We start from the raw sequence: 11,156 nt of genomic DNA on the forward strand, positions 1-11,156 counted from the left end.
CCTGGGCCCGCGTGCCCGCGCCGCCCTGCCCCAGGTTGCCGCCGCGCGGTCCGGTGTGTCCTTCGATGGGCTGGCCGGTGCGCCCCTGGAACGATTGCGCGGCGCGCTCGCGGGCCGCGTCGCGCGAGCCCGGCGCGGGCGTGGGCCGTCCCTGCGCCCGGTTCCGCAGCCCGGCCTGGCGCTGGCCGTCGAACTTCTGGCGAGTGGCCGCATCCGCGTAGGGCGCGTTGCCGCGGTTGGCGGCGTTGTGCTGCCAGGCGACGTGGTTGCCATTGATGTTGGCGGCGTTGATGCGCTGGTTGACGTTGATGTTGTTGTAGCGGTTGACGTTGATGTCCACGTCGTTGTGGCCCCAGTCGAAACCGCCCCACAGGGAATCGACCGCGGCCACGCCCAGCCCAAAGCCGATGCCGGCCACCAGCGAGGTGGCGAACACCGAGCCCGGCGGCGGCGGGTAATAGGCGGGAGGATAGGCCGGATACGGCCAGGCGCCATAGACCACGGTGGGGTTGTAGCTGGGCACGTAGATCACCTGCGGATCGGCCGGCTCGATCACCACCACGGTCTTGCCGCCGGTATCGGTCGAGGTGACCTTCTGCTGCGGCGTGCTCTTGAGGTTGCCGGCCTGCTTGGCCTGAGCCCGCAGCCGCTGCACCGAGTCCATGACGGCGTCAGGCTGCGCCAGGAAGGCGTCGCCCACCGATTTCACCCAGGCGGGCTGGCGCCCCATCATGTCCATGACCGAGGGAAACGCCACCAGCGACTTGACGCTGGGATCCCAGGATTCGCGCTCGACCGCCTTGACGGCCGCGTCGCCCGACTGGCCGGCATGCGCGGCCGACCATTGCGCGGCGGCGGCAATGTCGTCGGGATAGGTGGCCCCCATGAGGACCTGTGACAGAAGGGAGTCGGGGTAGAGCGCCACCGGCGCCAGCAGTTGGTCCAACTGCCCCTTGTCCAGCTTGGTCTGCGCCGTGGCGGGCAGGCAGATCGCCAACCCGAGGCACAGACAGCCGAGGAACCACGCTTGCAGTCGACGCATTTCCCGTTCTCCGTGATCGCAACGCAAAAGCCACAAACCAGGAGTGAACCGCCGGATACCGCGCAGACAATATATACCGAAACCGGCGCCGGACAAGCGCCGATTTCGGCGGCGGGCGCCTACAGCTTGGCGACCGAAACCTCGGTGGCCTTGACGAAGGCCAGCACCTCGGTGCCCACCTGCAGGTCGAGTTCCTTGACCGAGCGGGTGGTGATGACGGACGTGACGATGCCGGCGGGGGTGTCCACGTCGACCTCCGAGACCACCGGGCCCAGGATGATTTCCTTGATCTTGCCGCGGAACTGGTTGCGGGCGTTGATGGATTGAATGCTCATGGTCCTGCTCCTGAAAAAATGGAAGGATTTCCGTTGGGTCCCGCTCGCGCCGGGGCGGCGCTTGCCAGGAAAACCGCCCCCGCGGCCGCGGACTAAACCGCGAGCCGCAGGTGCCGTATCTGTATGACCGGCGCCAGGGGCCTGTCCCCCGCCGCCAGCGCTTCCTGCTTCATCACCACCCGCAGCACCCGCGCCTCCAGCGCCGCGAAGGCGGCCGAGCCGCGCCAACGCGGCCGCGCCAGTTCGACGCGCTCGTCCAGCACCACGCGGCCCTCGTCGATCACCAGGATGCGGTCGGCCAGCGCCACCGCCTCGCCCACGTCGTGCGTTACCAGCACCGCGGTGAAGCCGTCGCGACGCCAGATGTCCTCGATCAGTTGCTGCATGCCGATGCGGGTCAGCGCGTCCAGCGCGCCCAGCGGCTCATCCAGCAGCAGCAGGCCCGGCCGGTGCACCAGCGCGCGGGCCAGCGCCACGCGCTGGCGCTGGCCGCCGGACAGTTGCGCCGGCCAGTCTCCGCCGCGGTCGCCCAGGCCGACCTGGCGCAACACCTCGGCCGCCTGGGCCCGCGCCTGCCCGGGCAGGCCCAGCGCCACGTTCTGCGCCACGCTTTTCCACGGCAGCAGGCGCGCGTCCTGGAACATCATCCGGACCCGGCTGTCGGCCGACCATTGCGGAAAGTTGTCGAACAGCACCGGCGAGCGCGACGGCACGCCGCCCTGCGCCGCGCTGGGCGTCTCCAGCCCGGCCAGCAGGCGCAGCAGGGTGCTCTTGCCGCAGCCGCTCTGTCCCACCACCGCCACGAACTCGCCCGGCGCGATATCCAGGTCCAGCCCCTTGAGCACCTGGCGCTCGCCATAGCGCTTCGAAAGCTGGCGCAAGGTCACGCGCAGCGCGGACCGCGCCGGCACGGCGTCGGCGGCCTGCGGCTCGCGTTCACCGCGCCCGGGCACGTCCAGGTGCTGCAGCAGCTCGAACTCGTTGGGGTTGACGAACATGGCGTGGCCTCCGGGCGCCGCGTCCTCAGCGGGACGCCGCCAGCTTCTGCTGATAGTCGGTCTTGACGAAGCCGGCGAACGATTTCTCGGTCACCGCCAGGAACTCGGGCGAGGCGTAGGCGGCGGCGATGTCCTTGACGAAAGGCTTGTCCAGGTCGGCCGTGCGCACCGCCACCAGGTTCTGGTAGGTGGGCGTGGTCTTTTCCAGCGCCAGCGCCTCGGTCAGCTTCAGGCCCGAGGCCAGCGCGAAGTTGCCGTTCACGAACGAGTAGTCGGTGTCCTCCAGCGAGCGCGGCAACTGCGCCGCCTCCAGCGGGATCAGCTTGATCTTCTTCACGTTCACGGCCACGTCCTTCTCCGATACCCGCAACGGGTCGTAGCCTTCGCGCAGCTTGATCCAGCCCAACTCCTGCAGCACCACCAGCGCGCGCGCCTGGTTGGTCGGATCGTTCGGCACCGCCACGCTCACGCCCTCGGGCGCGGCGTCCACGCTCTTGTACTTGCGGCTGTAGATGGCGATGGGCGCGGTCGGCACCTTGACCAGTTCCGAAAGCTCCAGCTTGTTCTTGGCGGCGAAGTTCTGCAGGTACACGATGTGCTGGAACGCGTTGGCGTCCAGTGCGCCTTGCGCCAGGGCGAAGTTCGGCTGCACGTAGTCGTTGAATTCGACGATGCGCACGGTATAGCCCTGCTTCTCCAGGATCGGCTTGATGCCGAGCTTGATCTGGTCGCTGTAGGGGCCGGCGGTGGCGCCGAAGACGATTTCCTTTTTGGCGGGATCGGCGGCCAGCGCGGCGCCGGACAGCGACAGGACGGCGGCGGCCAGCGCCACGCTCAGGAGATTGCGTTTGACGGACATGGGATTCCTCTCGGGATCAGCGTTTGTCGATGCGTCGCGCGACGGTATTGCCGGCGAACTGGATGATCTGCACCAGCACCACGAGCAGCGCCACGGTCAGCACCATCACGTCGGTCTGGAAGCGGTAATAGCCATAGCGGATGGCCAGGTCGCCGATGCCGCCGCCGCCCACCACGCCGGCCACCGCGGAATACGACAGGAAGCTCACCGCCAGCACGGTCAGGGCCAGCACCAGCCCGGACCGCGCTTCCACCAGCAGCACCCGGCGCACGATCTGCAGTTCGGATGCGCCGGCGGCGTGCGCGGCCTCGATGACGCCGCGCGGCACTTCGCGCAGGCACTGCTCGACCAGCCGGGCGAAGTACGGAATCGCCGCGAACGACAGCGGCACCGCCGCCGCCACGGGGCCGATCGAGGTGCCGGCAATGACGCGGGTGAACGGCACCAGCGCCACCAGCAGGATGATGAAGGGGAACGAGCGCACGGTATTGACCGTCCAGCTCAGCAGCCGGTGCGCCAGCGGACGGTCCAGCGACTGGCCCGGGCCGGTCAGGAACACCAGCACGCCCAACGGGCCGCCCAGCAGGATCGACGCGGCCAGCGCGATGCCCAGCATCAGGAAGGTCTGGCCGACCGCCACGCCCAGTTCGGGCAGCAATTGCACAAAGGTGTCCAGCATCAGGCGACCTCTTCATAGGGATGGGTGGCTTCGCGGATCAGCTCGCGGCCGAGCGCCGAGGTCAGGTGCACGCCGGCGCCGGAGATCTCGGCCTGCTCCAGCACCTGGCCGTTCTCCATCACGGCGACGTGGCGGCACAACGCCCGCACCACCGCCAATTCGTGCGTGACGATGACGATGGTCACGCCCAGGCGTTTGTTGATGTCGCGCAGCACGCTCAGCACCGACCGCGTGGTTTCGGGATCGAGCGCCGAGGTCGGCTCGTCGCACAGCAGCACCGCCGGCTCGCTGGCCAGCGCGCGCGCGATCGCCACGCGCTGCTTCTGGCCGCCGGAAAGCTGCGCGGGATAGCTGGCGGTCTTGTCCGTCAGGCCGACAATCTCCAGGCACTCGCGCACCCGCGCCGCGATCTGCTCGCGGCCGCGGCCGCCATGCACGCGCAGCGGGAAGGCCACGTTCTCGAACACGGTCTCGTTCTGCAGCAGGTTGAACTGCTGGAAGATCATGCCGATGTTCTGCCGCGCGGCGCGCAACGCCGGCTTGCCAAGCGCGGTCAGCTCGGTGCCGCCGACCCGCACCGTGCCTTGGTCGGGGCGTTCGAGCAGGTTGATCAGGCGCAGCAGCGTCGACTTGCCGGCGCCGCTCTTGCCGATGATGCCGAAGGTATCGCCGGCGCGGATCGACAGCGACACGTCGCGCACCGCGTCGAAGCGGCCGGCGCGCGTGGCGAACGACTTGCTCACCGCGTCCAGCCGGATCAGCGGCTGCGGCAGCGAGGCCAGGTCGGGAAGGGAAGAAAGATCGGTCATCGGCGAATCAGGGTGAGAGTCATGCGCATCAGGAATACGCGGTGGGTTCGGGAATCTGGTCCAGCAGCGCGTAGCGGCCCAGGTCGCGGATCTTGTAGGCCACGGGGTCGTGCAGGGTGTGCACGCGCGCGTTGCGCCAGTAGCGGTCGTAGCCATAGCGCGCGGCGGTGGACGAGGCGCCGGTGACGTCGAACAGGCCGTTGCCCACCTCCAGCGCGGCGCGATGCGCCAGCACCTTGGCCTGGGCGCCGGCCACCGCCACCTCGCCGCGCTCGTCCGCCGTCAGCGACGGCCCGCGCGCCAGCGCGGCGTCGAGCCTGAGGCCGGCCACGTCGGCCAGCGCCTGCGCCGCCTGCACCCGCAGCCAGAATTCGCCGAAGCGCTCCTGCACGTAGGGGTCGTCGGCATGGCGCTGCACGCCCGACGCGAACCAGGGCCGGGCGTCGTCGCGCACATAGCGGCGCGCTTCGCGGAAGGCGCCACGGGCGATGCCCAGGTACAGGTTGGTCATGATCAGTTGGGCCACCTGCGAGCGCAGCGTGGCGCGCGGCGTGGGCGCGACGCCAGGCGCCTGCAGCACCTGCACCGGCTCCAGGCGCACGTGGTCGAAGCGCACGGTGCCGCTGTCGGTCTGGCGCTGGCCGAAGGCGTCCCAGTCGGGATTGACGGTGATGCCCTCGGCGCGGGTCGGCAGCGCGGCGATCAACGCCGTATCCGAGGCCTTGTGCCAGGCGGAGAACGTCAGCAGGTCGGAGCCGACGGAGCCGGAGCTGAAGTTCTTGACGCCGTCGATGCGGTAGCCGTCCAGCTCAGGCCGCGCCACCACCCGCCGGTCCAGCGGATTGAGCGCGTTGCCCCAAAACAGATTGCGTTCGACCGTGGGTTTCAGGAAATACGCGTGCTGTTCAGGCGTGCCATAGAGCAGCACACCCGCCACTTGCAGATGATGGAAGCCAAACACGTGCGCCAGCGCGCTGTCGGCCTCGGCCAGCGTGCGCACCGCCGCCAGCACGGTCGACCAGTTCGCGCCCGCGCCGCCGTATAGGGTCGGCACCGACAGGCGCAGCAGGCCGCTGGCGCGGATCTGTTCGCGCTCGGCCGCGGCGTGGCCGCCCTGGCGGTCGCGCTCGACGGCGGTGGCGGCCAGTTGATCGGCCAGGGCCTGGACGGCGCGCGGGATGTCGTCGGCCGCGCGCGCCGGCGCGGCGCCGGCGGCAGGCGCGCGTGCAGTATCGGGGTCGGTCTGGATCTTGGCCATGGAATCTCTTCGTCGGTAAGGCGGGTCAGGCCGGCCGGTAGGCCGGGTTCCAGCGCAGCAGGCGGCGCTCCAGCAACCGCGCCAGGGTGTCGGCCACCTTGCCCAGCAGCGCGTAGAGCAGGATGCCCAGCAGCACCACGTCGGTCTGCAGGAATTCGCGCGCGTTCATCGTCATGTAGCCGATGCCCGATTGCGCCGAGATGGTCTCGGTCACGATCAGGATCACCCACACCAGCCCCAGCGCGAAGCGCAGGCCGACCAGGATCGACGGCAACGCGCCCGGCAGGATCACGTCGCGGTACAGGCGCCAGCCCGTCAGGCCGTAGGAGCGCCCCATTTCGATCAGTGCCGGATCGACCGAACGGATCCCGTGGAAGGTATTCAGGTAGACCGGGAAGAACACGCCCAGCGACAGCAGCGCCAGCTTGGCGGTCTCTTCGATGCCGAACCACAGGATGATCAGCGGAATCAGCGCCAGCACCGGAATGTTGCGGATCATCTGCAAGGTGGTGTCCAGCAAGGTCTCGGCGGTGCGCGAGGAACCGTTCAGCAAGCCCAGCGCCAGGCCCAGCCCGCCGCCCAGCAGCAGGCCCCACAGCGCCCGCAGCGCGCTCACCCGCACGTGCTGCCAGAGCTCGCCCGACGCCGCCAGCGACCAGGCCGCGGCCGCCACCGCCGACGGGGCCGGCAGGATGCGCGACGACAGCCAGCCGGCCTGCGCGGCCAGTTGCCACAGGCCCAGGATCAGGGCGGGGACCAGCCAGGGCGCCAGCGCCGCGCGCCAGCCGCCGGGCTTGCGGGCGTCGGCCATCAACTGGCCGCTTCCTTGGGCACCAGTTCGGTGGCCATGACCTCGCCGAACGGCCCGGTGAGCACCGTGTTGCCGACCTGCTTGCCGCCCTTGCCGGGCAGCAGCGGGAACACCAGCTCGGCAAAGCGGTACGACTCTTCCAGGTGTGGATAGCCGGAGAAGATGAAGGTCTCGATGCCCAGGTCGGCGTATTCCTGGATGCGCGCGGCCACGGTCTCGGGATCGCCCACCAGGGCGGTGCCCGCGCCGCCGCGCACCAGGCCGACGCCGGCCCACAGGTTGGGCGAGATCTCCAGGTGCTTGCGGCCGCCATGCTCGTCGTTGAGCTTGCCGCCGTGCAGCGCCGCCATGCGGCGCTGGCCTTCGGAATCCATTTTCGAGAATGCCGTCTGCGCGGCGCGCACGGCGTCCTCGCTCAGGTGGCTGATGAGGGCGTCGGCGGCGGCCCAGGCGGCCGCCTCGGTCTCGCGCACGATGACATGCAGGCGGATGCCGAAGCGCACCGTGCGCCCATGCCGCGCGGCGCGCGCCTTGATGTCGGCGATCTTTTTCGCCACGGCCTCGGGCGGCTCGCCCCAGGTCAGGTACACGTCGAGCTGCTCGGCGGCCAGTTCGTGCGCGGCTTCCGATGAGCCGCCGAAATACAGCGGCGGATACGGCTTCTGCACCGGCGGGTAGATCACCTTGCCGCCCTTGGACACCAGTTGTTCGCCTTCGAAGCTGTAGCCCTCGGCCTCGTGGCTGTTCTCCAGGATGCCGCGCCAGATGCGCAGGTAGTCGGCGGTGATGGCGTAGCGCTCGTCATGGCTGACGAAGACGCCGTCGCCCTCCAGCTCGCCGGGGTCGCCGCCGGTCACCACATTGACCAGCAGCCGCCCTTCGGACAGGCGGTCGAAAGTGGCGGCCATGCGCGCCGAGAACTGCGGCGAGCTGACGCCGGGGCGGATCGCCACCAGGAACTTCAAGCGGCGCGTGGCGCCGATCAGGCTGGACGCCACCACCCACGCATCCTCGCAGGAGCGGCCGGTGGGCAGCAGCACGCCGTCGTAGCCCAGCGTGTCGGCGGCCACCGCCACCTGGCGGAAGTAATCGTAGCCGGCCGCGCGCGCGCCGCGGCTGGTGCCGAGATAGCGCGAATCGCCGTGGGTGGGAATGAACCAGAAGACGTCCATGGAATGCCTGCCCTTGTCTATTTCAGGCCCGACGGCGCGGCGTCGAACACGTTGAGGGGTTTGGGAATCAACTTGAGCGCGTGGAACGCATCGGCCACCTGCTGCTGTTCCAGCAACACTTCCCGGGTGATCGGCTGCACGCCGTAGGCCAGCCGCTCGGCGGCCAGTTCGACCACCGCCTTGTCCAGTCCCAGCACCGGCTGCAGCAGCGCCACGGCCTCGGCGCGATGATCGCGGGCCCACAGGTCGCCCTTGCGGATTTCCTCCAGCACGGTCTGGATCACTTCGGGATGCGCCTGCTGGTACGGTCGCGCGGCCAGGAAGAACTGGTAGTTCTTGACCACACCGGTGCCATCGGCCAGCACGCGCGCGCCCAATTGCTTCTCGGCCGCGGCCTGGAACGGATCCCAGATCACCCAGGCGTCGACCGATCCGCGCTCGAACGCCGCGCGGGCGTCGGCCGGCGTCAGGTAGGCCACGTTCACGTCGGCATAGGGCACGCCGGCGCGCTCGAGCTGCCTGAGCAGCAGGTAGTGCACGTTGGAGCCCTTGTTCAGCGCGACTTTCTTGCCCTTCAGGTCGGCGACGCGCTTGATCGGCGAATCCTTGGGCACCAGGATTGCCTCGCTGGTGGGCGACGGCGGTTCGTTGCCGACGTACACCAGCGCCGCGCCGGCGGCCTGCGCGAACACCGGCGGCGCCTCGCCCACCGTGCCGAAGTCGATCGAGCCGACGTTCAGTCCTTCCAGCAACTGCGGGCCGGCGGGAAACTCGGTCCACTTCACCGTGATGCCCTGCGCCGCCAGTCGCTTGTCCAGGTCGCCCAGGGCGCGCACGATGGTCAGCGTGCCGTACTTCTGGAAGCCGATGCGCAACGTCTTGGCGTCCTGCGCCTGCGCGGCGGGCCATAGCAACGCCGCGCACAGCAGCGCCGCCAGCCAGCGGAGGACGGAAAGACGCGAGATCCAGATCATGCTGCGCATGGAAACCCCTTTTTTTGGTTCAGACGCTGAAGCCGCCCGCGAGCGCGAGTCGGCCGAGATCGAAGGCTTCATTGACGACCACCCCGCGCGGGCGCAGTTGCTCGGCCAGGCGCTCCACCGAATCCTCCAGCCGCGTGCGCACGTCGTCATCGATATGGCTGACGCCATCATCATCGACGCGCACCTGCTTGTCGGTGGCGTAGACCCCGGCAAGGATGTGGCGCGCGCCCAGCGCCGACAGCACCGGCTTGAGCCCGTATTCCAGTGCCAGCAAATGCGCCGGACTGCCGCCGGTGGCGATCGGCAGCACCACCTTGCCGGCCAGCGCCTTCTCGTCCAACAGATCCAGCACGGCCTTCAGGCCGCCGGAAAACGAGGCCTTGTAGACCGGCGTCGAGATCAGCACGGCGTCGGCCGCCGCCACACGGGCGCGCAGCGCATGGGCCGCCGGCCCGGCGTAATGGCCTTCGACCAGGTCTTCGGCGGGCACGTCGCGCAGGCCCAGCTCGCTGATGCCCAACCCGCGCGCGCGCAGCAATTGCGCGGCATGGCGCAGCAGTGCGGAGGAACGGGAACGCTGCGACGGACTGCCCGCCAGGGTAAGAATGCTCATGTTGGATGCCGGTGTTGCGTTGGAGAATCGTGCGCGGCGCAGGCCGGCTCAGAAGGCGGGAATCAGCGAGCCCTTGAATTCGGTTTCGATGAAGGTGCGGACTTCGGGCGACTGGTAGGCGGCCACCAGCTTCTTGACCCAGGGCTGGTCGCGGTCCTTGGTGCGCACCGCGATCACGTTGGCATAAGGGCCGTCGGCGGCCTCGCGGCCGATGGCGTCGCGCGCCGGCACCAGGCCGGCCTGGGTGGCGTAATCGTTGTTGATCGACGCCGCCGTCAGGTCGTCGAGCGAGCGCGGTAGCTGCGCCGCGTCCAGCGCCACCAGCTTGAGCTTGCGCGGGTTGGACACCACGTCCAGCGGGGTGGCGTTGTTCTTCTGCTCGGCCTCCGGCTTGAGGGTGATGAGCTTGTAGGCGGCCAGCAGGCGCAGGGCGCGGTTGCCGTTGGACGGATCGTTCTGGATGCCCACCGACGCGCCTTCGGGCAGGTCGTTGAGCGACTTGATCTTGCGCGAGTAGAAGCCCAGCGGCGCGGTGACAGTCATGCCGACGGGCACGATGTCGAAGCCGCGCGCCTTGATCTGGTTGTCGAGAAAGGGCTTGTGCTGGAAGGCGTTGGCGTCGAGGTCGCCGGCGTTGAGGGCGGCATTCGGAAGTTGGTAGTCGTTGAACTTGACCAGCTTGATCTCCAGGCCTTCACGGGCGGCGACCTGCTTGACGACGTCGAAGATCTTTTCGGTGGTGCCGACGGAGATGCCGACGGTGATGGTCTTTTTCTCTTGCGCGTCGGCGTGGGCCGTACTGGTCAGGGCCAGGGCGAGGGTGGCGGCGGTGAGCAGGTGGCGGGTGAAGGACATCGTGTTTTTTCCGACGGGATTCGAATGGGATGACTGGATTCTGTCATTGCGAAATCCTTGGGAAAAATACTTAGTGGGTATGAGGATATGTGTTGTGGGTTGGTGGTTGGGGTTGTTTTGTCGTTTTGGAAATATGACGTTATTGCTGGGGGTTTTGTTTTTTTGGGGGCCGGGAGGTTTGAGTTCTTAAGGCGCGCGTGGCGGGGTCGGTGGGGGATGGCGGGGCTACGATTGCGGTCCGGAGCGTTCGCTCCGGACTTCCCCGTCGTCAACCTCGTCCGCCTTCGGCTCCCTACGGTTTCCCTCGGGCGCATCTACACGCCCCGCCATCCCCCACCGACCCCACCACGCGCTCGCGATGAGACTTAGCCTCGGGCGCTGGGACGGGTTGTGTGCTTGGCATGCTGGTGACCGTCATGATGCGGGGAGAGGGTCTTGCGGGGCCCACCGCAAGCCGGCCGCGCGGGCGGCCTTTTGCGGCTTACGCGATGTCTTGCGTCGGGATGATGGCGCTCTCGCGTGTGGGGACGGCGGAATCGTCTGCTATTGATAGTCTGTTGGCATCCCGACGGCTTGTGGTCGGCGGGAGGGCGCGTCATGCGTAACATGCCGCCGATTCAGCACGAGCAGCCGGGAGTGTCAGTATTTTTGTGTTTAAGGCATTAAACGCCTGGCCGAGGATCGGTCAGGCTTGTTGATGCTATCTCAGCGATACGGGTCGGTGAAGCGTTCGGCATAAATG

Annotated in this window: 12 protein-coding genes; all 12 read right to left on the reverse strand. The window is 68.5% G+C overall.

Translation table 11 applies throughout. The annotated features are described in order from the left end of the window. Positions 1 to 1,042 (reverse strand): DUF3300 domain-containing protein (locus HV783_RS28590; protein WP_175190303.1); only part of this gene is annotated, 1,042 nt, incomplete at its 3' end. Positions 1,043 to 1,161: 119 nt separating this feature from the next. After that, a complete protein-coding gene (locus HV783_RS28595; RefSeq protein ID WP_006227327.1) occupies positions 1,162 to 1,377 on the reverse strand; it encodes a TOBE domain-containing protein in 216 nt (71 codons plus the stop codon). 92 nt (positions 1,378 to 1,469) lie between these two features. Further along, a complete protein-coding gene (locus HV783_RS28600) occupies positions 1,470 to 2,375 on the reverse strand; it encodes an ATP-binding cassette domain-containing protein (RefSeq protein ID WP_175190304.1) in 906 nt (301 codons plus the stop codon). A gap of 25 nt (positions 2,376 to 2,400) precedes the next feature. Next, positions 2,401 to 3,234, reverse strand: a complete 834-nt coding sequence (locus HV783_RS28605) for a MetQ/NlpA family ABC transporter substrate-binding protein (protein WP_116792709.1) — start codon at positions 3,232 to 3,234, stop codon at positions 2,401 to 2,403. A gap of 16 nt (positions 3,235 to 3,250) precedes the next feature. Then, on the reverse strand, positions 3,251 to 3,913 hold the full coding sequence (locus HV783_RS28610; protein WP_006387310.1) for a methionine ABC transporter permease: 663 nt from the start codon (positions 3,911 to 3,913) through the stop codon (positions 3,251 to 3,253). After that, entirely contained in the window at positions 3,913 to 4,722 is an 810-nt protein-coding gene (locus HV783_RS28615; protein ID WP_175190305.1) for a methionine ABC transporter ATP-binding protein, read from the reverse strand. Before HV783_RS28615 ends, HV783_RS28610 begins: the two co-directional genes overlap by 1 nt. 28 nt (positions 4,723 to 4,750) lie before the next feature. Beyond that, complete coding sequence (locus HV783_RS28620) at positions 4,751 to 5,980, reverse strand: acyl-CoA dehydrogenase family protein (protein WP_175190306.1); 1,230 nt, start codon at positions 5,978 to 5,980, stop codon at positions 4,751 to 4,753. Between the two features lie 25 nt (positions 5,981 to 6,005). Next, positions 6,006 to 6,791: an aliphatic sulfonate ABC transporter permease SsuC gene (gene ssuC, locus HV783_RS28625; RefSeq protein ID WP_116792706.1), complete on the reverse strand. Its 786-nt coding sequence runs from the start codon at positions 6,789 to 6,791 to the stop codon at positions 6,006 to 6,008. Beyond that, positions 6,791 to 7,963 carry an FMNH2-dependent alkanesulfonate monooxygenase gene (gene ssuD, locus HV783_RS28630; protein WP_054434985.1) on the reverse strand — a complete coding sequence of 391 codons (1,173 nt, stop codon included), beginning with the start codon at positions 7,961 to 7,963 and terminating at the stop codon, positions 6,791 to 6,793. Before ssuD ends, ssuC begins: the two co-directional genes overlap by 1 nt. A 17-nt stretch (positions 7,964 to 7,980) precedes the next feature. Further along, positions 7,981 to 8,946 carry a sulfonate ABC transporter substrate-binding protein gene (locus HV783_RS28635; protein ID WP_064525977.1) on the reverse strand — a complete coding sequence of 322 codons (966 nt, stop codon included), beginning with the start codon at positions 8,944 to 8,946 and terminating at the stop codon, positions 7,981 to 7,983. A gap of 19 nt (positions 8,947 to 8,965) precedes the next feature. Continuing rightward, the gene (gene ssuE, locus HV783_RS28640; protein ID WP_054419216.1) at positions 8,966 to 9,559 is read right to left on the reverse strand and encodes an NADPH-dependent FMN reductase; all 594 of its coding nucleotides are present in this window, start codon (positions 9,557 to 9,559) and stop codon (positions 8,966 to 8,968) included. A 48-nt stretch (positions 9,560 to 9,607) separates the two neighbouring features. Further along, positions 9,608 to 10,414: a MetQ/NlpA family ABC transporter substrate-binding protein gene (locus HV783_RS28645; protein WP_175190307.1), complete on the reverse strand. Its 807-nt coding sequence runs from the start codon at positions 10,412 to 10,414 to the stop codon at positions 9,608 to 9,610. Positions 10,415 to 11,156: the final 742 nt, after the last annotated feature.

It is taken from the genome of Achromobacter dolens, assembly GCF_902859745.1.
Lineage (GTDB): Bacteria > Pseudomonadota > Gammaproteobacteria > Burkholderiales > Burkholderiaceae_B > Achromobacter > Achromobacter dolens.

Bases quoted from the DNA above. Each gene is read 5' to 3' on its own strand.
- HV783_RS28595 (WP_006227327.1), bottom strand. From the start codon at position 1,377: ATGAGCATTCAATCCATCAACGCCCGCAACCAGTTCCGCGGCAAGATC.
- HV783_RS28600 (WP_175190304.1), bottom strand. From the start codon at position 2,375: ATGTTCGTCAACCCCAACGAGTTCGAGCTGCTGCAGCACCTGGACGTG.
- HV783_RS28605 (WP_116792709.1), bottom strand. From the start codon at position 3,234: ATGTCCGTCAAACGCAATCTCCTGAGCGTGGCGCTGGCCGCCGCCGTC.
- HV783_RS28610 (WP_006387310.1), bottom strand. From the start codon at position 3,913: ATGCTGGACACCTTTGTGCAATTGCTGCCCGAACTGGGCGTGGCGGTC.
- HV783_RS28615 (WP_175190305.1), bottom strand. From the start codon at position 4,722: ATGACCGATCTTTCTTCCCTTCCCGACCTGGCCTCGCTGCCGCAGCCG.
- HV783_RS28620 (WP_175190306.1), bottom strand. From the start codon at position 5,980: ATGGCCAAGATCCAGACCGACCCCGATACTGCACGCGCGCCTGCCGCC.
- ssuC (WP_116792706.1), bottom strand. From the start codon at position 6,791: ATGGCCGACGCCCGCAAGCCCGGCGGCTGGCGCGCGGCGCTGGCGCCC.
- ssuD (WP_054434985.1), bottom strand. From the start codon at position 7,963: ATGGACGTCTTCTGGTTCATTCCCACCCACGGCGATTCGCGCTATCTC.
- HV783_RS28635 (WP_064525977.1), bottom strand. From the start codon at position 8,946: ATGCGCAGCATGATCTGGATCTCGCGTCTTTCCGTCCTCCGCTGGCTG.
- ssuE (WP_054419216.1), bottom strand. From the start codon at position 9,559: ATGAGCATTCTTACCCTGGCGGGCAGTCCGTCGCAGCGTTCCCGTTCC.
- HV783_RS28645 (WP_175190307.1), bottom strand. From the start codon at position 10,414: ATGTCCTTCACCCGCCACCTGCTCACCGCCGCCACCCTCGCCCTGGCC.